Consider the following 23,874-nt stretch of genomic DNA (forward strand, 5'->3'; position numbering starts at 1 on the left):
CAGTCATCGGATGTATTCGCGAGTGCGCTAGCAGTGTCGGCAGTTACTGACGGTGCGTCAAGACGCCCGTGCGCCCGGGGCCGGGTCCTGGGCGAGGGCGCCGACCGCCCGCACCTCGTCCAGCGTTCGCCGCGCCAGGTCGGCGAACTCCTCCTCGTTGTCCGGGTCGGCCCAGCGCTCGTAGGCGATCCGCAGGGCCACGGCGCCGAGTTCGGCGGTCACCCGTGCGTCGAGGTCCGGGAGGCCGCGCCGCTTGAGGGCGTCCGCCATGGCGGCGGTGAGGCCGAGGCCCTTCAGCGCCTCCCGCTCCCGCAGTTCGGGGTTGGCCGCGATCACCGCCTGCCGGCGGGCGGTGAACCCGCGTCGGGCGGGGGTGAAGGCCGCGCCGCCGACCGCGTCCATGGCGTGGGCGACCGCTTCGAGCGGGGTGGCCTCGGCGGGGGCGGCGGCGATCGCCTCGCCCAGCAGCCCCGCCATCGTGTCCGCGCCGAAGAGGACCTCCCGCTTGTCCTGGAAGTGGCGGAAGAAGGTGCTCTTGGTCAGCCCGGCCCGCTCGGCGATGTCGACGACCGTGGTGTTCTCGTAGCCCCGCTCGGCGAAGAGGTCGAGGGCGGCGACGACGAGTCGTTCCGATGCGTGGGGTTGCCAGCGAGCCATGGGGGACAGCTTACGGCACCCACGGCACTTGGTCCCATCACTGGTGTAGGGTGATAAGACCAAGTCCCATCACTGGTGGAGGTCGCCATGAGCCGAGCAGTCGTCTACGAGACGTTCGGGGGCCCCGAGGTACTGGAACTGCGCGAGGTCGAGGAGCCGCACGCCGGCCCCGGCCAGGTCCGCGTCCGGGTGACGGCCGCCGGTCTGAACCCGATGGACTGGCTCCTCGCCTCCCTCCCCGAGGTGGCGGGGCAGTTCGGCGTCACCCTCCCGTCCGGCTTCGGCTACGACTTCGCCGGCGTCGTCGACGAGCTCGGGCCGGGGGCGTCCGGCTTCGCCGTCGGCGACCGGGTGTACGGGGGCGCGCAGAGTAGGGCGGTCGCCGACTATGTGGTGGTCGCCGTGCCGCCGGCGTCCTCCGGCCCCGAGGTGCTGTACCGCACCCCTGACGGCATCGGCGACGAGACCGCCGCGGCCCTCCCGGTGGCCGGCCTGACCGCCGCCGCGGCGCTGTCGGCCATCGGGCTCGGCGGCGGGGCCGGCGCTGGGGCCGGCGCTGGGGCCGGCGCTGGGGCCGGCTCCGGCTCCGGCTCCGGTGAGACGGTGCTGATCGGCGGCGCCGCCGGCGGTGTCGGCGTCTTCGCCGTCCAGCTCGCCCGGCTCGCCGGTGCCAGGGTGATCGGCACCGCCTCGCCCGGCACCTTCGACTTCCTCCGCGGGCTGGGCGCCGAACCGGTCGCCTACGGCCCCGGCCTGGCCGACCGGGTACGGGCGCTGTCCCCCGGGGGCATCACCGCCGCGACCGACCTCTTCGGCACCGAGACCGCCGAGGCGGCCCTCGCCCTCGGCGTGCCGTCCGAGCGGATCTCCACCATCGCGGCCGGCCCCCATCCCCCCGGCGGCGTCCGCCCGACCGGCGGTTACGACGCGGACCCCGCCGCCCTGGAGCGGCTCACCACCGCGATCCTCACCGGCGAGCTCACCGTCCCGATCGCCGCCACCTACCCCGTCGAGAAGATCCGCGACGCCGTGGCCCTCCAGGCGGGCCGCCACGTCCACGGCAAGGTCGTCCTCACCTTCACGCCCGCGTGAGCTCCTGCCGACCGGGACCGGCGTCGGGACCGGGCCCGTGAACGCCGAGAGCCGTCCACCTCGGGGAGGTGGACGGCTCTCGGTATCCGCAACGTGCGCCGCCAGGGACTCGAACCCCGGACCCGCTGATTAAGAGTCAGCTGCTCTAACCAACTGAGCTAGCGGCGCCGGTTGACGTCGTAGACGTTAGCAGGTGGGGCTGGGAACGGAGAAATCGGCGGGTCGTTCGGGGCGGGGTCAGGCGAGAGGGAGGTGGCGCTCCCCGGACGCGCCCGGGGGAGGGGCGGGCGCGGCCGGGGAGTCGCCGGAGGAGGGCGCCGCAGTACGGGCGGCGCGCACACAGGCCCAGAGGAGCACCGGGGCGCCCGGCAGCCAGGGGTCGCGCGAGTCCGGTGCGACGATCCAGCGGCCGGGGCCCTCCGGCCCGTCCAGCGAGCGCTGGACCGGGGGGACGGTGACCACGTCACCGATCCCGTGGCAGAGGAGGCGGGGCACATGCCGTGCCCACTCCTCCCAGATCAGCAGGGCGCGCAGCCGTTCGGCCGCGCCCACCTGCGCGAAGATCAGGATGCGGTTGTTGTGCGAGGCGACCGGGCCGCAGCCGGGACCGCTGCTCCACAGCTCGTCCAGCACCCGCCGGCCGAAGAGGCCCGGCAGGTTCACCACGTCGAAGGTGCGACCGCACGGCAACGCGGTCGGGGCCCACGGGCGCGAGGCCCAGAGGGCCAGCATGCTGCGCGGGTACTCGCTTGCGGAGGCCAGCCAGTTCTCGCCGGCGACCGTGACGTACTCGGTCGAGTCATGTGTCCACATGTCCACAGGCACAAGGAGTACCGGGGTGGGTGTCCCGGGGCCGCGGAAACCCCGGAATCCCGGACATGAGGGGTAAGCGGGGCGTATTCTGCCGTGCCCGAATATGCCAGGCGGTGGTGCGATACGGGTGTGCTGACGAGGCGTCAGTCGTCGTCCGCGTCGCGGGAGCTGCGCTCGAGGTCGCGTCCGTAGGCGATCATGCGCAGTGTGTAGTCCTCGGACCAGCCGGCCCGGTCGGCGATCTGGTCCGGGCTCAGCCGGTCGAACCGCCGCGGGTCCGCCAGCCGGGCGGCGGCCAGCGCCTGGAAGTCGGTGGCCCGCTCCGCGGCCGCCCGGAAGGCCAGCGCCAGCTCGGTGGACCGGCCCAGCAGCCGCCCCGGGTCGTCGATCGACTCCAGATCGAAGAAGCGCTCGTCCGGCGCGTCCGGGTCCGGCGGCTCGAACAGCAGCGGGACGGGCCGATGGTGCTGACGGCCGCCACGGGCCGCGGCGGACCCGTCGGAGCGGGAGTCGGACATGCTGCCTCTTTCTCTTCCGGGCTGGGGGAACTGGGAGGGGAGTGGGGGAGAATCACGCCCGGGCCATTGTTACGCGGCCTGCGGCGGACGCGTAAGAACGCGATCTGGCCTCGGGCAACCACCACGGGTCAACAGCGGAACGGACCCCGGGATTCCGGGCCGCCTCCTCCGCCGGCCGGCTCAGGCCGGGGGACCGGGCCGCAGCGGTACCCGGGAGCGGGCGAGGTGGTGGAGGACGGACTGGTTGGCCTCCCAGCCGTCGGGGGCGGCGGAGGGGGCGGCGCCCAGGCGTACCCGGCCGGAGACGGGGTGGGCGTCCAGCAGCTCGGGGATCCCGGCCCGGGCGACCACCACGCAGGCCACCCGGTGGCGGGAGACCAGCACGCACAGCCGGCCCGCCTCCAGATGGAACTCGGTGGCGTCCGGGCGGCCGGAGAGCGGGTGGAGGACGACGGTGACGTCGAACTCCCGTCCCTGGAGGCGGTTGGCGGTGTCGACGGTGACGCCCCGCACGCCGAGGCGGGCGAGCGCGGCGCGGATCGCGGCGGCCTGGTCGCGGTGGGCGGTGCCGACGGCGATCCGGTCCTCGGTGACCTCCCCGTCGCCGCGCTCCGAGCGGGCGACGGGCCGGCGGGCCAGCAGCCTGCCCACGACCTGGGCCACCCCCTCCACCGCCTCCGGGTCGGTGCGCTCGGTGAAGGCCGGCGGGAGTTCGAGGAGGCCCCAGCCGGTCTCGGCGGCGGTGTCGAGGACGTCGTCGTACGCGGGTGAGAGGGCGCGTGCGCCGGCGCCCGGGCCGGTGGACGCGCCGGCCGCCGGGCCGGTGGGTGGGCCCAGGAGGAGCGCCCGCTCGCCCGGCTCCGTGCCGGCCCGGAACGGGGCGTCCGGGTAGAACGCCTCCGAGACCAGCGGGGCCGCGCTGGCCGGCAGCCGCCAGGAGACCGGCAGCCGATGCGGGCGGATGCCGCGATTGAACGCCAGCAGGGTGCTCACCGCGCTGCTCGAGGGGTCGTGGGCGAGCCCCGCCCAGCGCTCGTTGTCCACCATGGTGAACGGGTCGAGCTGGCCGGGGTCGCCGACGAAGAGCGCCCGCTCGAAGTGCCGGGCCACGGCGAGCAGCGCGTCCGACCGCATCTGGTACGCCTCGTCGACGATGGCGTGCCGCCAACCGCCCTGCTCCGGAAGGCTCTTGACCCACTGCCACTTCGCGGCCGTGGAGACCACCACGTCCAGCTCGGCCAGCTTGTCGATCTTCTCCGCGGCGGTGACGTTGCCGTGCCGCAGGGCGTACGGGGCGGGGGCCGCGTCGCTGCCGTGGAGGCGGCCCACGGAGACGTCGGGGGCGGCCGAGGCCAGCCGGTCGACCAGATCGTCCACCTGGCTGTTGGTCTGCGCGACCACCATCAACCGCTCGCCCGCGCCGACCAGTTCGCGGGCCGCGCGGACGACCAGGGTGGACTTGCCGGCGCCGGGCGGGGAGTCCACGACGGTGCCGCGCTGGGTGCCGTTGCGGACGTCGTCCAGGATCGCGGCGGTGGCCGCGTCGGCGGCGGCTGCCGGGTCGGACGGCGTGGCGGGGGCGGCGAGGGGAGTGGGGGAGGTCATGCGAGCACCTCCTCGGTGCGGGGCGTCGGCGGGCCGCCGTGGGTCCACGGGGTCTCCTCGGGGTCAGGCAGCGGAGCGGACTGCCGGGGCGCCAACTCGAAGGCGGTGAAGCAGACCTGGTCGCCCGGCTCGGGCACGGTACCGGGCTCCGGCTCCTTCCGCCGCCCCATCCCGTTGAGGAGCCGCAGCCGCAGGAGAACCCCTCCGCCACCGCTCTCGACCTCGACCAGCTCCGCGCGCTGCGCGGTCGGCCCGCCCGCCCGGTGGACCACCGTGCCCGGCTCGAAGAGCGGCTGGTCGCCGGTGCGCACGGTCACCAGCGGGCGCGGCTTCGGCGTGCGCCCGGAGGTGTCGTACTGCTCCTCGACCTCCGTCACCTCCCCGGCGAAGGCCTCCCCGGCGAGCCGCCGCTCGGCCATCTCCAGCGGATCGTCCAGCGCCTGGTGGACCTCCAGCCGGTACTGGTCGCGCTCGCGCTGGGCCAGCTTGCGGGCGGCGGTCACCGGGTCGTCCCGGACCGGCTGCGGCGGCTCGCCCGCCCGCACCCGGTCCCGGTGGCCGGTGTACGACCAGCGGTCGCCCTCCCAGCGCTCGCCGAGATGCCCGGCGGGCGGCAGCGCGCGCAGCAGGTCGAGCCCCCGCCAGACGTCCTCCCAGGTGGGCAGGAGGACACCGCGCAGCAGCTCGGCGATCTCTGCGGCGCGGGCCGCGGTCGCCGCTTGGTCCCCGGCGGAGCGGGCCGCGTCGTAGCGGGCCACCGCCGGGGCCAGGCGGCGCTGGTCGAAGTACGGGTCGGTGGCCGGACCGGCCGGCGGGTGGAGGAGCAGACCGCTCGCGTCCCGCGCGGACTCGGCGCGGGAGGTCGCCTGGGGACCGGTCAGTCCCGGGGGAGGGTCGATCCAGCCCAGCAGCGCGCCCAGATGCTGGTCCTCGACGGAGCTCTGGCCGGTCGCCCAGTGGAAGGACAGAGCGTCGGTCACCGCCAGCACCAGCCCGGAGCCGGGGACCTGCGAGCGCTCGTGGTAGTGGGTCAACCACCGCCCCAGAAGGGGGACTTGAGGCGGCGCCAGATAGCGGGCCGGGGCCCCCTCGGCTTCCACCGACTCCTCGCCCTCGCTGCGGCGGAAGCGGGTGTACCGGCCGAGGAGACCGAGGAAGTCGGCCGCGGACGGATTGGGGACCACCAGCTGCGGGGCGTCCGTGCACAGCTCCCGCACGACCTCCCGGCGCTCGCCGGTCTCCGGGTCGGTCTCCCGCCCGGGGATCTCCTCGACCTCGTCCGCCGCGCTCTCCAGGAACGGCAGCACGGCCTCGGCCAGCCGGGCCAGGAAGGCGAACCGCTGGTCGCGGTCGAGCGGCTGGGGGACGGTGAGCAGCTGCGGGGACTCCCGCTCGGTGCCGACCAGGGCCGCCAGCGGCGCGCCCGCCTCGCCCGCCGCGGCCAGCGGAACGATCACCAACTGCCGCTCCGCCAGCGGGACGTGGCGCACGGTGGCGGCGGGCACCGCCCGGCCGAGCTCCATCGCCTGCATGCGGGCGAGGGTGCGGAGGGTGCTCATGCGTCACCGCCCGGGCCCTCGGCGCTCGGGCCGGCGAGGGCGAGCGCCTCGGCCCGCAGCAGGCCGGCCCGGACCAGCCGGTCGGAGCCGCCGAGGGCCTCGGCGACCTGCCCGTACGGCGCCGCCTCGGCGCGGGCTCCGCGCCCCAGGACGTCCACCGAGCCGGCGGCGCGGGCCCGGTCCCGGCAGTGGAACGCCAGGTCGCAGGTGGAGAGGCAGTCGGGGGTGTACGCGGCCGGGATCGCCTCGACGGAGGCGGTCAGGCGGGCCGGGTCCGCCCCAGGGTCGAGGACGGCGTCCTCGGGGAGGGGCGCGAGGAGCTCCTCGATCCGGGTCAGCCGTTCGAGCTGGCGGCGGGTGACGCCGAGCTCGCGGCGCAGGTCGATCAGCGAGCCGGTCGGGCGGTTGCCGAAGTCGCGCGGGCAGACCAGCAGGAAGCGCTGGTCGGCCGCGGGGGAGTCGAGGGCCAGCAGGTAGACCGCGGCCTGGCGGGCGGCGGCGCCGACCTTCGCCGGGTCGGCGGTGCCGTCCAGGATCGGGAAGGACTTGATCTCGACGACGGTCCACCGGCCGTCCGGGCGGACCACCAGGGCGTCCGGCTCCAGGTACGCGGGGGCGCCGGCGACGTCCAGGCTGAGGGTCGGATGGTAGAGGACGGTCCACTCGCCGGGGGCGGCGTGGTCCAGCGCCTGGCGGGTGCGGGCCTCGCGGGTGGCCGGTCCCGAGTCCTTGCCGGGCAGCGGCGGGGCGGTGACTCTGACGGTCTCGGGGGACGGGGCGGCGGCGGGATCGGCGAGGAGGGTGGCCAGGAGGTCGACCAGGATGCTGCCGTCGTCGGCGAGGAGCTGGCGCTCGAAGGCGAGGCCACGGGTGATCGCGAACGGGGACTGCCCGAACGGCGCAGGGGCGCCGAGACTGGCGGCTATCGCGGACTTGTCCAGTCCTGCGGCGTCCAGGACGGCGCGGCGGGCGCAGCCGGGGTTCGCCGCGAGGGCGGCGAGGGCGCGGGCGTCCAGGGGGTGCGGCGCGGCGTCGCCTCGCAGGCGCGCGAGCGCTGCGCGGGCGCCGGGGGCGCGGGCTCCGGGGGTCTGGTCGTTCTCCCTCATGGTGCAAGGCAGTGTGGCATCCGCCGCTGACAATCCGGCCCCCCGGGCCCGCGATTCCCGCCTCGGGGCGGGGGCTTGCGCCTTCGGCTTTGCGGGGTTCGGGCGGCAAGCGGGGCGCCGTTGCCGGGTGCGGTGGTGTTGGGGGTGGGCCGCGCAGTTCCCCGCGCCCCTTGTTTGCGCCTTCGGCGCTTGGGGGGCGCGGGTGGGGCGGGCTGTTTCTCGCGCGCCTTTTCGCGCTTTCGGTGTTGCGGGGTTCGGGTGGCAAGCGGGTCGCCGTTGCCGGGTGCGGCGGGGTTGGGGGCGGGCCGCGCAGTTCCCCGCGCCCCTTGTTTGCGCCTTCGGCGCTTCCAGGGCGCACTGTTCCTCGTGCGCCTTTTTCGCGCCTCGGTGTTGCGGGGTTCGGGTGGCAAGCGGGGCGCCGTTGCCGGGTGCGGCGGTGCTGGGGGCGGGCCGCGCAGTTCCCCGCGCCCCTGATTTGCGCCTTCGGCGCCTGGCTAGGTGTGGGGTGTGCCGGCCGGGGAGTGTTCCGGGTTCGGGGTGGGGGTGGGGGGCATGGCGGGCCGGTGAGGGGGTTCTGGCAGGGGGGAGGTGGCGCCTCTCGCGCGGAGTACCGCTGCCACCGCGCGCAGTCGCAGCGCGTCGAGCAGTCGCAGCAGCGGGGCCGCCGCGAAGGACGAGGCGACCATGACCGCCGCGCCCGCGACGCAGTCCAGCAGGTAGTGATTGGCGGTGCCCATCACCACGAAGGCGATCACCAGCGGGTACAGCACCCCCAGCACCCGCACCGTGATGTCCGAGGCGTGCCGCACCAGCTGGATGCCGCACCACAGCGCCCAGCCCAGATGGAGGCTCGGCATCGCCGCGTACTCGTTCGTCATGGACGCCATGCCGTTCGGCACGCTCGCGTCCCCGGCCCCCCACCAGCCCACGTCCGCATGCTGGGACATGGTGTCGATGAAGCCGTAGGAGGCCTCCAGCAGCCGCGGGGGCGCGGTCGGGAAGAGGACGAAGCCGACCAGCCCGGCCACCGTCGCGATCCCCAGCCAGGTCCTGGCCCTCCGGTACTCGCCGTGGTGGCTGACCCACAGCCAGATCAGCACCGCGGGCGTGACCAGGTAGTGCAGCGAGGCGTAGAGGAAGTCGGCCGGCACGGCCAGCAGGTCGTTGGCGGTGAAGAGCTGGTTGAGCCAGTGCTCGGGCGAGAGATGCGCCCAGCGCTCGGCGTCGAGGAGGGCGCGGCCGTTGTGCCGGGCCTCCGGCAGTCCGCCCGAGACCAGCAGCCGGCTGCCGTCGTACGCGAAGTACAGCACGGCGACCAGCAGCAGCTCGAACTGCCAGAACAGCGGCCGGCCCTGCGGGTGCGGCCGCAGTCTCAACCGGCCGAGCAGCGTGTGGAACACGGGTGGACTCCGCCCGACGAACGAAACGTACGCTATACCGTACGCTGTACGTTAGGGAAACCGGCAAGCGACCCCGGGATCGGGATACGGGGGATGGATCAAGGATGGCGAACACCGGCTCGGAACGCACCCGCACCCGCGCCCCGCGGAACTCGCTCAGCGCTGAGCTGATCCTCGACCGGGCCCTCCACCTGCTGGACACCAAGGGCCTGGACGCCTTCTCGATGCGCTCCCTCGCCGACGACCTGGGCGTCGGCACCATGGCCCTCTACACCTACTTCCGGGGCAGGGACGAACTGTTCCGCGCCGCCCGCGACCGGGTGCTCGCCGACTACTCGCCGCCCGAGGCCGAGGGGACCTGGGACGAGCGGCTGCGGCTCCTCTGCCTCGCCCTCTACGGGCTGTTCGCCGAGCGTCCGGCCGTCCTCCGGCTGCTGACCGAGGCCAAGGAGAAGGCGCGGCACGACTTCGGGGACAGCGCCACCGGCACCCTGGAGCGGATGCTGAGCCTCCTCCGGGAGTCGGGGATGGAGCGCGAGGAGTGCGCGCGCTCCTGCTCGGTGCTGCTCCAGTACACGGTGGGCGCCGCGCTGCGGCGGCTGCACGCGGTGGGCGGGGGCGGGGGCGGACCGGTCTGCCCCGGCGCGGGCGCGGGCGCAAGCGCGGGCGCGGTCGCCGCCGCGGGCGCGGGCCTGGCCGAGCGGCTGGACCCGGAGCGGCATCCGACCCTGACCGAGATGCTGCCCATCCTCCTCACCGTCCGCGGTGGCGGCGAGGAGCAGTACGCCTTCGGCCTGGACCTGATCATCGCCGGTCTGCGCGAGCGCTCCCGGCGGGCGGCGCGTGCGACGCGCGGTCCGGATGCGAAAATCGAGGGGAGAGCAGAGAAGGCGGCCGCGACGGAGGGGCCGGACGTCCGCGGCTGAGGACCGTCGCCGCAGAAGCACCCGAGGAGTACCACCCATGCCCGCGCGCCTCCTCCTGGTCCGGCACGGCGAGACCGAGTGGTCCGCCACCGGCCGCCACACCGGCCGCACCGACATCCCCCTCACGGCGGAGGGCCGGGAGATGGCCGTCGCGCTCGGCGGCGCCCTCAAGGCCGCCCCGTGGGACGGCCTCCCCGACGCCGAGGTCTTCACCAGCCCGCTGCTGCGCGCCCGGGAGACCTGCGAGCTGGCCGGGCTCGGCGACCGAGCGGTGGCCGCGGACGAGCTGATGGAGTGGGACTACGGCCGCTACGAGGGCCTGACCGGCGGCACCATCCGCGGCGAGCACCGGCGGGACTGGCTGATCTGGCGGGACGGCGTGCCGGAGGGCGAGACCCTGGACGAGGTCGCCGCGCGGGTGGATCGTTTCCTCGCGGGCGTCAACCAGCGGTACGGTGTGCCCGCTCCGGGCAGCACCGTGATGAACGGCTCGGACGGGACGGTCGCGGTCTTCGCCCACGGCCATCTGCTGCGCATCCTGGCCGCCCGCTGGCTGGGACTGCCCCCGGCATACGGACAGCGGTTCAAGCTGGCCCCGGCCTCGCTCTCGGTGCTCGGCTGGGAGTACGCGGAGCCGGCGGTGGAGGTCTGGAACTCCACCGGGCACCTGTCCCACCTGCACTGACGGCCGGGACGGCGGGCGGCGGGGCAACGAGCCGGAGCGCCGGCGGCAACGGACACCAGGGGTGGCGAATGTCCTGGCGTTTCCCTGGCGAAATGCCCTCCGCATATTCGCCAGGGAAACGCCATGACACGGTGGGCCCAACGCCCGTGGCCCGACGGGCTTTCGCGCGTTGAATGACAGCAGTGGTCCCCGACGGCCAGGTGCACTCCGGAAGGAGCTCGGCATGGTGTCTTCAGTGCCTCCGGCGTCCCCTCGACTGCCCCGCGATCCCAGGGCCTGGAGATCCCGTGAGGTGACGTCCGCGCATCTGCCGCCGCATCTCCGTCAGCCATTGGTGCCACTGCCCGAGAGCGGACCGGTGCCGCTGCCCGAGGTGGGCGCCTGCGATCTGGTGACCGTGTCGGTACGGCACGGCCTGGAGGCGATCGACATCCTCCGGCTCCGGGACGCCTGCGGCGCGGTGGTGTGCGCCGCCCGGCACGTCGGGACCGGGGCCGGAGTCGGAGCCGGGGCGGGGACAGGAACCGGGACCGGGACCGAGGGCCGGGCCGGAGCCGGCTTCCCGGCGGCCGAGGAGGAGGGCGAGCACGAGGAGGCGGTGGCCTTCCTGGTGCCGATCGGCACCGCGGAGGGCTGGCCCGCCCAGGCGGCGCCCGGCAGCTTCTGCGTCCCCGGCTTCGGCCGGATGCTCTTCGGCGGGGCGGGGGTGCGCTGGCTGGTCCCGCCGTCCGGCGAGGGGCGCCCGCCGTTCACCGATCCGGAGACCCTCCGCCAGGCGCTGACCGAGGCGGCCCGCACCCTCGCCGCCAGCGATGTCTGCCGGGGGCAGGAACGCCGCTAGCCTGCCGGCCGCCCGGGTCGGCGGGACGGGTGGGGCGCGGGAGACAATCGGGGGGTGGCCAGAAAACGAAGCGGTGGCGCCCGCGAGGCGCGTGAGGCGCGCGGTGCGGTGGAGGAGGCCGTCGAGTCCGGCACGGCCCGGCTGGAACCCGATCCGGACCGGCCGCGCGGCTGGACGCTGCGCCTCGACGGCGCCCCGCAGTCCTATGTGGACCTGGACGACCCGTCCCGGCTGCTCTTCGAGTACCAGCGCCGCTTCGGCCACGTCGTCGACCTGGTCGCCCCGCCGGGCCGCCCGATCTCCGTGCTCCACCTCGGCGGAGGGGCGCTGACCCTGCCCCGGTACGTGGCGGCGACGCGGCCGCGCTCGCGGCAGCAGGTCGCCGAGATCGACACCGCGCTGACCGCCCTGGTCCGGCGCGAACTCCCGCTGGAGCGCAGCGCGCAGGTGCGGGTGCGCGGGGCGGACGCCCGCGAGGTGCTGGCCAAGGCCCCGGCCGGCGGGGCGGACCTGGTGGTGGCCGACGTGTTCGGCGGCGCGCGGGTGCCGGCGCACTGCACCGGAGTGGAGTTCCTGCGGCTGGTGGCGCGGGCGCTGGCGCCCGGCGGCTGGTACGCGGCGAACCTGACCGACGGCAGCGGGCTGCGCTTCGCCCGGGCGCAGGTGGCGACGGCGCTGGCGGTCTTCGACGAGGTGTGCCTGATCGCCGATCCGGCGGTGCTGCGCGGCAGGCGCTTCGGCAATCTGGTCCTGGTCGCCGCCGCACCCCGGGCGGAGACCGAGGAGCGGGCGGAGGCGGAGACGGACGCACGGGCGGAAGCAGAGGCGGACGTGGAGGCGCAGGCGCCCGGCGCGGAGCCGCGGCCCCTGCCGGTGGCCGAGTTGCGGCGGCGGGTGGCCTCGGACCCGTACCCCGGCCGGGTCGAGTACGGCCGGGAGGCGGTGGCCTTCGCCGCCGGCGCGGCCCCGGTCACGGACGCCACCGCGGTGGCCTCCCCGGAGCCCCCGGCGGAGATCTTCACGTCCTAGCCGGCGGTACCGGGCTCCGGGCTCAGTGGCCGCCCGGGAGGCCGCGGTGCTTGTACATCGCGATGGCGGTGAGGAGGAAGCCGGCGGCGATCGGCGCCAGCACCGAGGCGTCGGTCAGCGAGGTGGCCGCCGGGACCGGGGCCGGGCGCTCCGCCTCGGCGCGCGGCGGGCCCGCCGGCCGTCCGCCGTCGCGCATGGCCACCGCGGCGTCGGGGCGGGCCGGCGCGAGAACGCTTCCCGGGGAGGGGAGTTCGCGTTCCGCGGCGCCGGCCGGGCGGACGCCGTGCGGGGCTGAGACGGCCCGCGCGGTACCGGCAGCGCCGCCGGTCGCGCCGGCGGCCTCGTCCAGCAGCCCGGTGAGCGGGCTCAGCGGACCGAGCGGCCCCAGGCGGTCCAGCGGCGCCAGCGGCGCCGCGAGCCGGGAGACTCCGTCGGCCAGGCCGTCGGTCCGCACCCGAGGCGACCGGGGCACCCGGGGCAGCCGCGACACCTGCGGCAGCGGGGAAAGCGAGGAAAGCGGGGCGACCGGTGGGAGAAGGGAGCCGGCCGGGCCGTCGGTGCGGATGGTCGGCGCGGAGGGCTGGTAGGGCGGCCGGGCCGCCGCGGTCCGGGCGGGGGCCGGGCCGGTGCTCGGCATGCAGTGCAGCAGCGGGCAGGGGGACGGGAGTTGGGAGATTCCGGCGGAGAGCGGAAGTCCGCCCGGCTCGGCCGGTGGGCCCGTCGCGGCCCAGGCGGGGACGATGCCCGGGGCGGCGGCGCAGACGGCGAGCAGCAGGGTGCCGGTGGCGCGGCGGAGGTTCACGCCGACTCCAACGACGGCGCCGAGCCTGAGGTCACGGAGCCGCGGGCGGCGGCTGAACCGGGAGGTTCCGGGACGCGTACGAACGGGCACTCTGCGCGGTACCGTGGAAATCTCGGCGGGAGGCGACACATGTTGGTCGTTGACGCGGTCCTAGCGGCGGTCGGTGCCGGTCTGCTCTGGGTGGCCACCGGTGTACGCGTGGTCCAGCAGTTCGAGCGTGGCGTGGTGTTCCGATTCGGCAAGGTGCACAAGCTGATCCGAAGGCCCGGGCTGACCCTGCTGATTCCGGTCGCGGACCGGATCCGCAAGGTCAACATGCAGATCATCACCATGCCGGTGCCGGCCCAGGAGGGCATCACCCGGGACAACGTCACGGTCCGGGTCGACGCGGTGGTCTACTTCCAGGTCGAGGACCCGGTGCTGGCCACGGTGAACGTGCAGAACTACAGCTTCGCGATGTCCCAGGTGGCGCAGACCTCGCTGCGCTCCATCATCGGCAAGAGCGAGCTGGACGATCTCCTCTCCAACCGCGAACCCCTCAACCAGGGGCTGGAGTTGATGCTGGACAGCCCGGCGATCGGCTGGGGGATCCACATCGACCGGGTGGAGATCAAGGACGTGGCGCTGCCCGAGTCCATGAAGCGCTCGATGGCCCGGCAGGCGGAGGCCGACCGGGAGCGGCGGGCCCGGATCATCACCGCGGACGGCGAGTTCCGGGCCTCGCAGAAGCTGTCCGAGGCGGCGCAGATCATGAGCGCCACCCCGGCCGCGCTGCAGCTGCGGCTGCTGCAGACGGTGGTCGAGGTGGCGGCGGAGAAGAACTCGACGCTGGTGCTGCCGTTCCCGGTGGAGCTGCTGCGCTTCCTGGACGGGGCGACCGAGGCGGTCAAGAACGGCTCGGCGAACGTGCAGAAGCTGCGGGAGGCGGCGAAGGCGGTGGAGGACGCGGTCAGTCCGGCGCTGGGCGCCGAGGCCGGGGCTGCGGCGCCGGAGCTCTCCGAGACGGCGGCGCCGGAGCTCTCCGAGGCCGCGGCGGAAGGCTCCGACGACCAGCCGAAGTGAGGCTCCGCAGAGCAGAGCAGAGCAGAGCAGTGCAGAGCTGCCGTCCTCAGCTGTTCGGCCGGAGGGTCCAGTTGACCGTCATCTCGCCGGTGGTGGCGCCGTCCTCGCGGGTGATGGTGATGTGGACGGGGAACTCCGGGCGCTCGCCGGCGTCGAGTTCGGCCACCACCTCCGCGCGCGGGCGGCCCAGCTCGGCGGTGGCGGTGACCGGGCCCTTCGCCAGCTTGCGGTAGTGGATCTCGGCGCTGACCGCCAGCGGCACCGCCCGCCCCAGCTGGTCGCCGAAGGCGGCGATGACGATGGCGCCGCTGGCCGACTCGGCCAGGGTGAACATCGCGCCGGCGTGCGGCCCGCCCAGGTGGTTGTGGTAGTCCGGCTGGTCCGGCAGGCGCAGCACGGCACGGTCGGCGCCCGTCTCCAGGAACTCCAGGTTGAGGGTGCGGACCATCGGCACGGTGGCGGCGAGCTGCTCGCCGAAGGCTGTCGTCATGCGAGCATGTTACCCACCAGTATTACCGACGGGTAGATGTCACCGGCAGATTGCACGGGCGGACGGCGGAAACACCGAGGCCCTGATCCGCTCTCGGATCAGGGCCTCGGTCTCGGGGTGAGTGACGGGACTTGAACCCGCGACCACCTGGACCACAACCAGGTGCTCTACCAACTGAGCTACACCCACCATCTTCGGCGCTTCGGGCGCTGGGCCGTTCGTGCCGACGGGAAATACTGTACAGGATCCGGAGGGGTGCTCATGACCAGGTTTCGGCCGAGGTCAGCACCCCGCGGAGGCCCTTCGGGTCAGTGCTCGGGTCAGTGCTTGGCCTCGTACCGGGCGGCGATGCCGCGGGAGGTGTCGGTGTCCGGCCCGGGCTTCGGGACGAAGACCGCCTCCCGGTAGTAGCCGAGCTCGGCGATGGACTCCCGGATGTCCGCCAGCGCGCGGTGGTTCCCCTGCTTCTTCGGGCTGTTGTAGTACGCCCGCGGGTACCACCGGCGGGCCAGCTCCTTGATCGAGGAGACGTCCACGATCCGGTAGTGGAGGTGGCCGTCCAGCGCCGGCATGTCCCGCGCCAGGAAGCCGCGGTCGGTGGAGATCGAGTTGCCGCAGAGCGGCGCCTTGCCGGCCTCCGGAACGTACGCGCGGATGTAGGCGAGGACCTGGGCCTCGGCGTCGGCGAGGGAGGTGCCGGCGTCCAGCTCCTCCAGCAGGCCGGAGGAGGTGTGCATCTCCCGGACCACGTCCGGCATGTGCTCCAGGGCCTCCGCCGGCGGGCGGATCACGATGTCCACGCCGTCGCCCAGCACGTTCAGCTCGGAGTCGGTCACCAGCACGGCGACCTCGATCAGGGCGTCGTGCTCGAGGTCGAGCCCGGTCATCTCGCAGTCGATCCAGACCATCCGGTCATTGCTGCCGTTCACCGGGTTCACCGTCCATGCGTCGATCGAGGGGAGGAGAAGCGCGCGCCGGACGCCCCGGGCGACCGGCCGATCTCGCATAGTCGATCATCTGGTGTGCCCGGCGCAAGTCAAGACCGCGTGCGCGACACGCCGCCGAGGAGTGACGGGACGTCAGCTCTGCCGCTGTTCGTCCCGCGCTCCCCGGCCGTTCCGCGGGGTCAGGCCGAGGCCTCCTCCAGAGTGCGCCCCGTGGTCTCCTCGGCGAAGACCCCGGACACGACCGACCCCAGCAGGGCCGCGCAGCCGAGGAGGGCGAAGACCCCCGCGGTGCCGGTGCCGCCGGTGTAGACCAGGCCGACGATCAGCGGGCCGAGGATCACGCCGATCCGGTTGGCCGCGCCGCCGACGGAGGTGCCCAGCGCCCGCGCGCCGGTCGGGTACAGCTCCGGAGTGTAGACGTACAGGCTGATGTTGCAGGCGAAGTTGAAGACCATCGCGATGGAGGTCCACAGCACCACCTGGTCCGCGCTGTCGGAGCCGGTGAGGGCGAGGACCAGCAGCGTCAGCCCGCCGAGGAACAGCCCGGCGGCGGTGACCCAGCGGCGGCCGATCCGGTCCACCGTGAGCGCGGCGACCAGGCAGCCGACGAAGCCGGCCAGCGAGGTCATGGTGGCGTAGTTCAGCGCCTGGCTCTTCGGCAGGTGGTAGCCGGTCTGGTAGATGGTCGGCAGCCAGGTGGAGACGCCGTACTGGGCGAAGTAGCCGAGGAACCAGAGGGCGCAGACGACCAGCGTGCGGCGGCGCAGACGGCCCTGGAAGAGCGCGGCGAAGCCGAGCCGGCGGGCGCCGGCCGTCGCCGCCTCCGGGGAGATCTCGCGGACCTGCGGCTCCGGCAGCGGCCGGCCGGTGAGCGCGGTGACCTTCCGCTCGATGTCCGCCATGGTGCGCTCGGCGTCGTCCGCCCGGCCGCGGCCGGCCAGCCAGCGCGGGGACTCCGGGACGTACCGGGCCACCGGGATCGCCAGCACCAGCGGGACGGCGGCCAGGAGGTAGAGGCCGCGCCAGCCCCAGGCCGGGATCACCCAGGCGGCCACGAAGGAGCCGACGGTGAGGCCGGCCGGGAAGACCAGCTCGTAGAGGAGGACGAAGCGGCCGCGGCCGTGGCTGCGGGTGATCTCCGCGATGTAGGCGGCGGCGACCGGCACCTGGCCGCCGATGGCCATCCCCTGCACGAAGCGGACGATCTGGAAGGGGACCGGTCCGCCGCAGGCGGCCAGTGCCAGGTTGCCCAGGCCGGAGACGAGGAGGCAGACGAAGACGATCCGGACCCGGCCGAAGCGGTCGGCGAGGCGTCCCGAGCAGAGCGCGCCGACCAGCATCCCGATCGAGCCGATGGTGATCAGGGCGGTGGCGCCGTCACCGCCCAGATGCCAGGCGGCCCTGAGGTCGGGCAGGGTGTAGGCGGTCAGTAGCTGGTCGAAGGCCTCGAAGAAGGTGACGGCGCCGATCAGCAGGCGGACCGTCACCTGCCACCGGGAGGCGGGAAGGCGTTCCAGCCGGGCGGCGACGACTGCCGTCCGGTCGGCGGCGCCGGCGGCGGGGGTAGGGGCTGATGCGCCCTGCGCTGCGGTACTCATCCGGGGCTCCTCAAGGGCGGGGCGCGGAGAAAAGTGCAAGCACTTAGGTAAGTGGCTTGCATCTTATGGCTGAAATAATTCGGGTCAAGGGGTGAACCTCGATCTCATCGGCCGCCTTTGATCGATCAATTGACGTCTCCGCGGCACTCAAAACGGACATCAGGTCATCAGACCGGACGGAATGCGAAAGGGGTCTTGCGCTGAAATAGTTAAGCGCTTAGGTTTCTCGTCAAGCGGAGACGCGGCAGTGGCAAGGGAGGCCAAGTGACCCAGGTGAACGACCAGATCCTGGTCGGCGGGGAGTGGCGGCAGGGGCGGGGCGCCCCGGTGCGGCCCCTCGACCCGGCCACCGGGCGGGAGTTGGGCTGCCTCAGCGGCGCCTCGGCGGAGGACGTGGCGGACGCCGCCGAGGCCGGCGCCCGGGCCGCGGCCGACCCGGCCTGGCGCGGCCTCCCGCCGCACGAGCGAGCCCGCTACCTCTACCGGATCGCCGACCTGATCGAGCGGGACACCGACCGGCTCTCCGCGCTGCAGACCGCCAACACCGGCAAGACCAGGGCCGAGACCACCGCCCTGGTGAAGAGCGCGGCCGGCACCTTCCGGTATGTGGGCGCCACGCTGGAGACCGCGGAGGAGGCCCTCACCCCCTCCCGCGGCGCCTACCTCACCATGAGCGTCCACGAGCCGATCGGTGTGGTCGGCGCCATCACCCCGTGGAACTCGCCGATCGCCTCCGAGGCGCAGAAGATCGCCCCGGCGCTGGGCGGCGGCAACGCGGTGCTGGTCAAGCCGGCCGAGTGGACCCCGCTGATCGCCCTCGAACTGGGCCGGATCGCCACCGAGGCCGGGCTGCCCGCCGGGCTGCTGTCGGTGCTGCCCGGCAAGGGCAGCGTGGTCGGGGACGCCATCGTCCGGCATCCGCTGGTCGGCAAGGTGAGCTTCACCGGCGGGACCGCCACCGGGCGGAACATCGCCCACCACGCGGCCGACAAGCTGATGCCGGTCTCGCTCGAACTCGGCGGCAAGTCGCCGACGATCGTGCTGCCGGACGCCGACGTCGAGCAGGCGCTCGCCGGGATCATGTTCGGCATCTTCTCCAGCAGCGGCCAGGCCTGCATCGCCGGCTCCCGGCTCTTCGTACCGGAGTCGATGTACCAGGAGTTCGTCGGTGAACTGGTGCGCAGGACCGAGAAGTTGGCGGTCGGGCCGGGGACGGACCCGACGACCAGGGTCGGCCCGCTGGTCCACCCGAAGCACCGGGACTCCGTCGCCGCCTACGTCGACCTGGCCCGGGAGGAGGGCGGCCGGGTGCTCTGCGGCGGCCGCGCCCCCGAGGGCGAGGCGTACGCGGAGGGCGCGTACTACCTGCCGACCGTGATCGACGGTCTGGACAACACCGCCCGCACCTGCCAGGAGGAGATCTTCGGCCCGGTGCTGGTCTGCCTGCCGTACCGGGACGAGGAGCACCTGGTCGAGCTGGCCAACGCCAGCGTCTACGGCCTGGCCTGCGGGATCTGGACCCGGGACGCGCGCGCCGCCTGGCGGCTGGCCCGCCGGATCGAGGCCGGGACGGTCTGGATCAACACCTACAAGCAGTTCAGCTCCGCCACGCCGTTCGGCGGCTTCAAGGAGAGCGGCCTGGGGCGCGAGAAGGGCCGCGACTGGATCCGCGCCTACCAGCGCCAGAAGTCCCTGTACTGGGGAACCGACGAGGCCCCGCTGCCGTGGGCGGTGGGCTGACATGGAGAGCGTCGAGATGTCAGATGTGACGGCAGGTCAGGCGAGTCAGCCCGTAGCGCGGCTGCGGCTGCTGCGGTCGGTGGAGCTGCGGACGCCGCAGTTCGACCAGTCGGCGGACTTCTACCGCGAGGTCTGGGGCCTGGAGCAGGTCGAGACCGACACCGACGGCAGCTGGCTGCGCGGCACCGGCGACCACCACCACGTGCTCAGCCTGCGGCGGGCCGAGGCCAACGCCCTCGGCCGGATCAGCTTCGCGGTGGCTACGCCCGCCGAGATCGACGAGGCCGCCCGCCGGCTCATCGCCCGCGGCATCCCGCTGCTCGCCGGGCCCGGCCCGCTGGACCAGGTCGGCGGCGGCTACGGGCTGCGCTTCGCGGACCTCGAAGGCCGGCTGATCGAGCTCTCGGCGGACGTCTTCGCCGTACCGCCGCGGGACAGGGCGGCGGCCGTGCCGGTCGGCGTCACCCACGTCGTCCTCAACACCGTGGACATCGACGCGGCGGTGCGGTTCTACCGCGAGGTGCTGGGCTTCCGGGTCTCCGACTGGTCCGAGCACCAGATGGCCTTCCTGCGGATCAACGCCGACCACCACTCGGTCGCCTTCAACCAGGCGGAGTGGACCTCGCTCAACCACGTGGCCTACGAGATGCCCTCGGTGGACCACTTCATGCGCGGCCTCGGCCGGCTGAAGCACCACGGGATCAACCCGGACTGGGGCCCCGGGCGACACGGTCCTGGCAACAACACCTTCTCCTACTTCGCCGATCCGGCCGGGCTGGTCTGCGAGTACACCTCGGACGTCGCCCAGGTCGTCGAGGACCAGTGGATCTGCAAGGTCTGGCGGCGCACCCCCGAGCTCTCCGACCTGTGGGGCACGGCCGGGCCGCCCTCCCCGGCGATCCGCAAGCACATGGCCGGGATCCCGGACCCGGGCGTCCGCCCCGGCGAAGCCGAAGGAGCGAAGGAATGAGCGCGAGCGTGCGCGTGCGCAAGGTCGGACTGGTCGGCTGGGGAGCGATCGGCCGGGTCGTCGGCACGGAGCTGGCCGAGGGCCGGCTGCCCGGCGCCGAGCTGGTCTGCGTGGTCGACAACCGCCCGGTCACGGACGCCCCCGCGCCCCAGCGCTCGTTCGAGGAGGCGCTGCGGGAGTGCGACCTGATCGTCGAGGCGGCCGGGCAGGGCGTGGTACGGGAGTGGGGAGCGCGGGTCCTGGAGGCCGGCGTGGACCTGCTGGTCTGCTCCAGCGGGGCGCTCACCGACGGCGAGCTGGCCCGGCGGCTGCGGGAGACCGGGCCCGGCCGGGTCTACTTCACCGGCGGCGCGGTCGGCGGGCTCGACCTCCTCCAGGCCGTACGCGGGCTCGGGCCGCTCAGCAAGGTCCGGCTGACCACCACCAAGCTGCCCTCGACCCTCCACCAGCCGTGGATGGACGAGGAGTTGACCGAGCGGCTGCGCGGGGCCGAGTCCCCGATCGAGCTGATGCGGGGCACGGCGGCGGACGTGCCGGCGAAGTTCCCCAAGTCCACCAACGTCGCCGCCTCGGTGGCGCTGGCCGTCGGCGACCCGGAGGCCGTCGAGGTGGTCGTGGTCGCCGACCCGGCCGCGAGCTTCACCCGGCACGTCATCGAGGCCGCCGGCGAGCACGGCAGCTACCGCTTCGAGGTCAACCACCGGCCCGACCCGGCCAACCCGGCCACCAGCCGGGTCGTCCCGCACGCCGTGCTCCGCACCCTCCGGACGGTGCTCGGCCACGGGGGGCGGGTGCTGTGAGCGGCCTGGGCGAAGAGGCGGTCCGGCGGATCGCCGACGGGGTGCACCTCGTCGAGTCGGGGAAGGCCGACGGGCCGCTGCTGCTCTGCCTCCACGGCATCGGCTCCTCCTCCCGCTCCTTCGAGCAGCTGGCCGAGGATCTGGGGCCGGACGTGCGGGTGGTCCGTTGGGACGCCCCCGGCTACGCGAGGTCGGCGGACGCGGAGAGCGCGCCCGGCATCGACGGGTACGCCGACGTCGCGGCGGAACTCGTACGGCGGCTGACGGCGGGTCGGGAGGAGAGCGCGGCACATGTGCTGGGCGTCTCCTGGGGCGGCGTCATCGCGCTGAAGCTGGCCGCCCGGCACCCGGAGCTGGTCGCCTCGCTGACCGTCGCCGACTCCTCGCTGGGCTCGGGCACCGACCCGGCGAAGGCCGAGGCGATGCGCGGCCGGGCCGGGCTCCTCGCCGAGCAGGGCCCGGAGGAGTTCGCCCGGGCCCGCGGCCCGCGGCTGGTCTCCGCCGAGGCACCCGCCGAACTGGTGGAGCGGGTGACCAGGACCATGGCCGAGTCCATCCGGCTGCCCGGCTACGCCCACTCCTCCGCCGCCATGGCGGAGGCCGACCTGACCGGGGACCTGGCCCGGATCCACGCCCCCGCGCTCGTCATCTGCGGGGACCAGGACCAGGTCACCGGCCTGGACGAGGCCCAGCGGATCGCCGGCGGACTCCGCCGCGTCGCCTCCGTGGTGGTCGCCGGGGCCGGACACCTCGCCAACCAGGAGCGGCCCGACGCGTTCCACGCCTGGGTCCGCGCCCACCTGCACGTCGTCGCCGGCGTGCCGATCTGACCACTCATCAGCAAACGAAAGGAACGGCCATGCCGATCGACAAGACCCCCTACGAGGACGGCAGCGACCTCGCGAAGTTCACCGACTCGCTGATCGCCACCAAGGACTCCCGCGAGCCCGACTGGGACACCCTCAAGTTCCAGACCAAGGCCGGCCCGCAGTACGCCCGCGCGCAGATCCGCTACGTCGGCTCCGGCGCCACCGGCAACCACGAGGGCGACAACCGGGTGATCCCCTCCGGTGGCTTCACCTTCTCCAACATGCTGCTGCCGCCCGGCGCCGAGGGCCCGGAGCACACCCACCACGACGTCGAGGAGGCCTTCTTCGTCCTGGAGGGCCAGGTGCGGGTCGGCATCCACCGCGGCGACGGCGAGGCGGAGTACCGGACGCTGGGCTACCGGGACATGATCGTGGTCCCGGCCGGGGTCGCCCGCTCGCTCAAGAACGAGGGCGACACCGACGCCCTGTTCTGCGTGATCATCGGCACTCAGAAGCCGCAGATCCCGACCTACCCCGAGCACTCCCCGATGCACGGCATCACCCGCGACTGATGGCTTCCACCCAGAAGGCTGTCGGTGCGCGCACCGTCGTCGTCACCGGTGCCGGCCGCGGCCTCGGACTGGCCGCGGCCCACCGCATCGGGCGCGACGGATACCGCGTGGTGGTCGCCGAACTCGACGCCGGGCGCGGCGAGTCGGCGGCGAAGGAGCTGCGGGAGGCCGGCGTGGACGCCGACTTCCGGCGCCTCGACGTCGCCGACGAGGCCTCCGTACGGGAGCTGGCCCGGTCGCTCGAAGGGGAGCGGCTGCACGGGCTGGTGAACAACGCGGGGCTGGCCGACGCGGTGGGCGGCAAGTACTTCCACGAGATCGACGTGGCGGACTGGGACCGGATCATGGCGGTCAACGCGCGCGGGCCGTGGCTGGTGGCGAAGGAGCTGCTGCCGCTGATGCTGCGCGGGGAGGCCGGCGGACGGATCGTCAACCTCGCCTCGGACGCGGCGCTGTACGGGTCGCCCCGGCTGGCCCACTACATCGCCTCCAAGGGCGCGGTCATCTCGCTGACGCGGGCGATGGCGCGGGAGGTGGGCGACCACGGGATCACCGTCAACGCGGTGGCGCCGGGGCTGACGGAGGGCGAGTCGTCGGTGAACATCCCGCTGGAGCGGCACGAGCTGTACCGCCTGAACCGGGCGATCGGGCGGCCGCAGCAGCCGGCGGATCTGGTCGGCTTGATCGCCTTCCTCGTCGGCGAGGAGTCCGGCTACATCACCGGCCAGACCTTCGCCGTCAACGGCGGCTTCACGATGAATTAGCCCCGGCCCCGCCCTTTCGCCGTTTCCCGGGGCTGCCGCCCCGGACCCCGGATGAAGCCCGAAGGGCGGAATCCAGGGGCGCGGGGAACTGCGCGGCCGGCCAGGCACTCTGCCGCACTCGGCAGCGGAGTTGGGGTTGCAACCCGGGTGCCGTTGCCGTCTGCGGACCGTAGTCGGCTGGGCGCGCAGTTCCCCGCGCCCCTGGATTCGCCCTTCGGGCTTCATCCGGGGCCCGGGGCGGGGCCGGGGCAAGAGAAAGAAGGAGAGGAACCATGGATCTCGGTCTGCGGGATCGCACCGTCGTGGTGACCGGCGGCAGCTCCGGCGTCGGGCTGGCCACCGTGCGGATGCTGCTGGACGAAGGCGCACGCGTCGCCACCTGCGGCCGCCGCGCCGAGGCCCTGGCCGCCGCCTTCGCCGACCTCCCGGAGGAGCCCCGGCAGCGCCTCCACACCGCCGTGTGCGATGTGAGGGACGAAGCGGCCGTCCGCGGCTTCGTCGCGGAGACCGCCGCCCGCTTCGGCGCCGTCGACGGCCTCGTCAACAACGCCGGCGCGTCCCGGATGAAGCCCCTGCTCGAAACGACCGCCGAGGACTGGCGGGACGAGCTGGAGCTGAAGTTCGCCGGAGTCCTCGGCCCGACCCTGGCCGCCCTCCCGCACCTGCGGAAGGCCGAGCACGGCGGCGCCGTGGTCAACATCAACGCGGTCCTGGCCAAGCAGCCCGAACCCCGGCTGATCACCACCTCCGCCGCCCGCGCCGGCATCCTCAACCTCTCCGCCTCGCTCGCCCAGGAGCTCGCCGCGGACGGCATCCGGGTCAACTCGGTCTGCCTGGGCCTGGTCGACACCGGCCAGTGGACCCGCCGCTACCGGTCGGCCGCCGCGAACGGCCTCCAGCAGTCGTACGAAGAGTGGCAGGCGGAGACCGCCGCCGACCGCGGGATCGCCCTCGGCCGCTTCGGCCGCGCCGAGGAGGTCGCCTACGCCGTGGTGAGCCTCCTCTCGCCGCGCGCCTCCTACATCACCGGTACCGCGGTGGACGTCGCCGGCGGCGTCAACCGCGGTATCCACTAGGAAAGTTCGGGAA

Annotated in this window: 24 protein-coding genes and 2 tRNA genes; 13 read left to right on the top strand and 13 right to left on the bottom strand. The window is 74.1% G+C overall.

The genetic code is table 11. The features are described 5' to 3' along the window. Nucleotides 1-57: 57 nt before the first annotated feature. Entirely contained in the window at nucleotides 58-657 is a 600-nt protein-coding gene (locus BS73_RS25090; RefSeq protein ID WP_037576168.1) for a TetR/AcrR family transcriptional regulator, read from the bottom strand. A gap of 87 nt (nucleotides 658-744) precedes the next feature. Here BS73_RS25090 and BS73_RS25095 point away from each other — a divergent pair, with 87 nt between their 5' ends. Continuing rightward, nucleotides 745-1,749 (top strand): NADP-dependent oxidoreductase, encoded by a 1,005-nt coding sequence (locus tag BS73_RS25095; RefSeq protein WP_037576171.1) that lies wholly within the window; start codon nucleotides 745-747, stop codon nucleotides 1,747-1,749. Between the two features lie 94 nt (nucleotides 1,750-1,843). Here BS73_RS25095 and BS73_RS25100 read toward each other — a convergent pair. The 7 genes from BS73_RS25100 to BS73_RS25130 all read right to left on the bottom strand — a co-directional run bounded on the left by BS73_RS25100 (nucleotide 1,844) and on the right by BS73_RS25130 (nucleotide 8,750). Next, nucleotides 1,844-1,917, bottom strand: a tRNA-Lys gene (locus BS73_RS25100). Between the two features lie 69 nt (nucleotides 1,918-1,986). Beyond that, nucleotides 1,987-2,562 (bottom strand): bifunctional DNA primase/polymerase, encoded by a 576-nt coding sequence (locus tag BS73_RS25105; RefSeq protein WP_037576179.1) that lies wholly within the window; start codon nucleotides 2,560-2,562, stop codon nucleotides 1,987-1,989. Between the two features lie 143 nt (nucleotides 2,563-2,705). Then, on the bottom strand, nucleotides 2,706-3,080 hold the full coding sequence (locus BS73_RS25110; protein WP_037576182.1) for a hypothetical protein: 375 nt from the start codon (nucleotides 3,078-3,080) through the stop codon (nucleotides 2,706-2,708). Nucleotides 3,081-3,260: 180 nt separating this feature from the next. Beyond that, nucleotides 3,261-4,685 carry an AAA domain-containing protein gene (locus BS73_RS25115; RefSeq protein ID WP_037576183.1) on the bottom strand — a complete coding sequence of 475 codons (1,425 nt, stop codon included), beginning with the start codon at nucleotides 4,683-4,685 and terminating at the stop codon, nucleotides 3,261-3,263. After that, nucleotides 4,682-6,244 carry a hypothetical protein gene (locus tag BS73_RS25120; protein ID WP_037576184.1) on the bottom strand — a complete coding sequence of 521 codons (1,563 nt, stop codon included), beginning with the start codon at nucleotides 6,242-6,244 and terminating at the stop codon, nucleotides 4,682-4,684. Before BS73_RS25120 ends, BS73_RS25115 begins: the two co-directional genes overlap by 4 nt. Next, nucleotides 6,241-7,350, bottom strand: a complete 1,110-nt coding sequence (locus BS73_RS25125) for a hypothetical protein (RefSeq protein ID WP_051940494.1) — start codon at nucleotides 7,348-7,350, stop codon at nucleotides 6,241-6,243. The genes BS73_RS25120 and BS73_RS25125 overlap by 4 nt, the downstream gene beginning before the upstream one ends. A 494-nt stretch (nucleotides 7,351-7,844) precedes the next feature. Then, nucleotides 7,845-8,750, bottom strand: coding sequence for a phosphatase PAP2 family protein (locus BS73_RS25130; RefSeq protein WP_051940498.1), 906 nt, complete (start codon nucleotides 8,748-8,750; stop codon nucleotides 7,845-7,847). 104 nt (nucleotides 8,751-8,854) lie between these two features. Between BS73_RS25130 and BS73_RS25135 the strand changes: the two genes are divergently transcribed. From BS73_RS25135 to BS73_RS25150, 4 genes are all read left to right on the top strand, one after another. Beyond that, a complete protein-coding gene (locus BS73_RS25135; RefSeq protein WP_051940501.1) occupies nucleotides 8,855-9,676 on the top strand; it encodes a TetR/AcrR family transcriptional regulator in 822 nt (273 codons plus the stop codon). Nucleotides 9,677-9,713: 37 nt separating this feature from the next. After that, complete coding sequence (locus BS73_RS25140; protein ID WP_037576185.1) at nucleotides 9,714-10,361, top strand: histidine phosphatase family protein; 648 nt, start codon at nucleotides 9,714-9,716, stop codon at nucleotides 10,359-10,361. A gap of 292 nt (nucleotides 10,362-10,653) precedes the next feature. Then, nucleotides 10,654-11,202, top strand: coding sequence for a hypothetical protein (locus BS73_RS35030; RefSeq protein ID WP_235215518.1), 549 nt, complete (start codon nucleotides 10,654-10,656; stop codon nucleotides 11,200-11,202). 54 nt (nucleotides 11,203-11,256) lie between these two features. Then, nucleotides 11,257-12,231: a spermidine synthase gene (locus tag BS73_RS25150; RefSeq protein WP_037576187.1), complete on the top strand. Its 975-nt coding sequence runs from the start codon at nucleotides 11,257-11,259 to the stop codon at nucleotides 12,229-12,231. 22 nt (nucleotides 12,232-12,253) lie between these two features. Here the strand turns inward: BS73_RS25150 and BS73_RS25155 are convergent, their stop codons facing one another. Beyond that, a complete protein-coding gene (locus tag BS73_RS25155; RefSeq protein WP_037576190.1) occupies nucleotides 12,254-13,033 on the bottom strand; it encodes a hypothetical protein in 780 nt (259 codons plus the stop codon). A 129-nt stretch (nucleotides 13,034-13,162) separates the two neighbouring features. Here BS73_RS25155 and BS73_RS25160 point away from each other — a divergent pair, with 129 nt between their 5' ends. Next, nucleotides 13,163-14,095: a slipin family protein gene (locus BS73_RS25160; RefSeq protein ID WP_084704347.1), complete on the top strand. Its 933-nt coding sequence runs from the start codon at nucleotides 13,163-13,165 to the stop codon at nucleotides 14,093-14,095. Nucleotides 14,096-14,141: 46 nt separating this feature from the next. On the opposite strand, the gene BS73_RS25165 is transcribed toward BS73_RS25160, so the two are convergent. The 4 genes from BS73_RS25165 to BS73_RS25180 all read right to left on the bottom strand — a co-directional run bounded on the left by BS73_RS25165 (nucleotide 14,142) and on the right by BS73_RS25180 (nucleotide 17,130). Beyond that, complete coding sequence (locus BS73_RS25165) at nucleotides 14,142-14,585, bottom strand: DUF4442 domain-containing protein (protein WP_037576193.1); 444 nt, start codon at nucleotides 14,583-14,585, stop codon at nucleotides 14,142-14,144. A 116-nt stretch (nucleotides 14,586-14,701) separates the two neighbouring features. After that, nucleotides 14,702-14,774 (bottom strand) — tRNA-His (locus tag BS73_RS25170). A gap of 131 nt (nucleotides 14,775-14,905) precedes the next feature. After that, on the bottom strand, nucleotides 14,906-15,493 hold the full coding sequence (gene orn, locus BS73_RS25175; protein WP_037581003.1) for an oligoribonuclease: 588 nt from the start codon (nucleotides 15,491-15,493) through the stop codon (nucleotides 14,906-14,908). Between the two features lie 218 nt (nucleotides 15,494-15,711). Continuing rightward, the gene (locus BS73_RS25180) at nucleotides 15,712-17,130 is read right to left on the bottom strand and encodes an MFS transporter (protein ID WP_037576196.1); all 1,419 of its coding nucleotides are present in this window, start codon (nucleotides 17,128-17,130) and stop codon (nucleotides 15,712-15,714) included. A 264-nt stretch (nucleotides 17,131-17,394) separates the two neighbouring features. Here BS73_RS25180 and BS73_RS25185 point away from each other — a divergent pair, with 264 nt between their 5' ends. The 7 genes from BS73_RS25185 (at nucleotide 17,395) to BS73_RS25215 (ending at nucleotide 23,861) form a co-directional block, all read left to right on the top strand. Next, the gene (locus BS73_RS25185; protein WP_037576199.1) at nucleotides 17,395-18,870 is read left to right on the top strand and encodes an aldehyde dehydrogenase family protein; all 1,476 of its coding nucleotides are present in this window, start codon (nucleotides 17,395-17,397) and stop codon (nucleotides 18,868-18,870) included. 16 nt (nucleotides 18,871-18,886) lie between these two features. Next, nucleotides 18,887-19,840 carry a VOC family protein gene (locus BS73_RS25190; RefSeq protein WP_037581006.1) on the top strand — a complete coding sequence of 318 codons (954 nt, stop codon included), beginning with the start codon at nucleotides 18,887-18,889 and terminating at the stop codon, nucleotides 19,838-19,840. Beyond that, complete coding sequence (locus tag BS73_RS25195; RefSeq protein WP_037576202.1) at nucleotides 19,837-20,640, top strand: aspartate dehydrogenase domain-containing protein; 804 nt, start codon at nucleotides 19,837-19,839, stop codon at nucleotides 20,638-20,640. The genes BS73_RS25190 and BS73_RS25195 overlap by 4 nt, the downstream gene beginning before the upstream one ends. Continuing rightward, complete coding sequence (locus BS73_RS25200) at nucleotides 20,637-21,470, top strand: alpha/beta fold hydrolase (RefSeq protein WP_407675054.1); 834 nt, start codon at nucleotides 20,637-20,639, stop codon at nucleotides 21,468-21,470. The genes BS73_RS25195 and BS73_RS25200 overlap by 4 nt, the downstream gene beginning before the upstream one ends. A 29-nt stretch (nucleotides 21,471-21,499) precedes the next feature. Continuing rightward, nucleotides 21,500-22,021, top strand: a complete 522-nt coding sequence (locus BS73_RS25205) for a cupin domain-containing protein (protein WP_037576205.1) — start codon at nucleotides 21,500-21,502, stop codon at nucleotides 22,019-22,021. Continuing rightward, nucleotides 22,021-22,785, top strand: a complete 765-nt coding sequence (locus tag BS73_RS25210) for an SDR family oxidoreductase (protein WP_037576207.1) — start codon at nucleotides 22,021-22,023, stop codon at nucleotides 22,783-22,785. The genes BS73_RS25205 and BS73_RS25210 overlap by 1 nt, the downstream gene beginning before the upstream one ends. Nucleotides 22,786-23,057: 272 nt before the next feature. Beyond that, the gene (locus BS73_RS25215) at nucleotides 23,058-23,861 is read left to right on the top strand and encodes an SDR family oxidoreductase (RefSeq protein ID WP_037576210.1); all 804 of its coding nucleotides are present in this window, start codon (nucleotides 23,058-23,060) and stop codon (nucleotides 23,859-23,861) included. Nucleotides 23,862-23,874: the final 13 nt, after the last annotated feature.

Origin of the sequence: Phaeacidiphilus oryzae TH49, from assembly GCF_000744815.1 — a bacterium.
GTDB classification, from domain to species: Bacteria; Actinomycetota; Actinomycetes; order Streptomycetales; family Streptomycetaceae; genus Phaeacidiphilus; species Phaeacidiphilus oryzae.

Coding starts and splice junctions, on each gene's coding strand:
- BS73_RS25090 (WP_037576168.1), bottom strand. CDS start 657: ATGGCTCGCTGGCAACCCCACGCATCGGAACGACTCGTCGTCGCCGCC.
- BS73_RS25095 (WP_037576171.1), top strand. CDS start 745: ATGAGCCGAGCAGTCGTCTACGAGACGTTCGGGGGCCCCGAGGTACTG.
- BS73_RS25105 (WP_037576179.1), bottom strand. CDS start 2,562: ATGTGGACACATGACTCGACCGAGTACGTCACGGTCGCCGGCGAGAAC.
- BS73_RS25110 (WP_037576182.1), bottom strand. CDS start 3,080: ATGTCCGACTCCCGCTCCGACGGGTCCGCCGCGGCCCGTGGCGGCCGT.
- BS73_RS25115 (WP_037576183.1), bottom strand. CDS start 4,685: ATGACCTCCCCCACTCCCCTCGCCGCCCCCGCCACGCCGTCCGACCCG.
- BS73_RS25120 (WP_037576184.1), bottom strand. CDS start 6,244: ATGAGCACCCTCCGCACCCTCGCCCGCATGCAGGCGATGGAGCTCGGC.
- BS73_RS25125 (WP_051940494.1), bottom strand. CDS start 7,350: ATGAGGGAGAACGACCAGACCCCCGGAGCCCGCGCCCCCGGCGCCCGC.
- BS73_RS25135 (WP_051940501.1), top strand. CDS start 8,855: ATGGCGAACACCGGCTCGGAACGCACCCGCACCCGCGCCCCGCGGAAC.
- BS73_RS25140 (WP_037576185.1), top strand. CDS start 9,714: ATGCCCGCGCGCCTCCTCCTGGTCCGGCACGGCGAGACCGAGTGGTCC.
- BS73_RS25160 (WP_084704347.1), top strand. CDS start 13,163: ATGTTGGTCGTTGACGCGGTCCTAGCGGCGGTCGGTGCCGGTCTGCTC.
- BS73_RS25165 (WP_037576193.1), bottom strand. CDS start 14,585: ATGACGACAGCCTTCGGCGAGCAGCTCGCCGCCACCGTGCCGATGGTC.
- orn (WP_037581003.1), bottom strand. CDS start 15,493: ATGGTCTGGATCGACTGCGAGATGACCGGGCTCGACCTCGAGCACGAC.
- BS73_RS25180 (WP_037576196.1), bottom strand. CDS start 17,130: ATGAGTACCGCAGCGCAGGGCGCATCAGCCCCTACCCCCGCCGCCGGC.
- BS73_RS25190 (WP_037581006.1), top strand. CDS start 18,887: ATGTCAGATGTGACGGCAGGTCAGGCGAGTCAGCCCGTAGCGCGGCTG.
- BS73_RS25195 (WP_037576202.1), top strand. CDS start 19,837: ATGAGCGCGAGCGTGCGCGTGCGCAAGGTCGGACTGGTCGGCTGGGGA.
- BS73_RS25205 (WP_037576205.1), top strand. CDS start 21,500: ATGCCGATCGACAAGACCCCCTACGAGGACGGCAGCGACCTCGCGAAG.
- BS73_RS25210 (WP_037576207.1), top strand. CDS start 22,021: ATGGCTTCCACCCAGAAGGCTGTCGGTGCGCGCACCGTCGTCGTCACC.
- BS73_RS25215 (WP_037576210.1), top strand. CDS start 23,058: ATGGATCTCGGTCTGCGGGATCGCACCGTCGTGGTGACCGGCGGCAGC.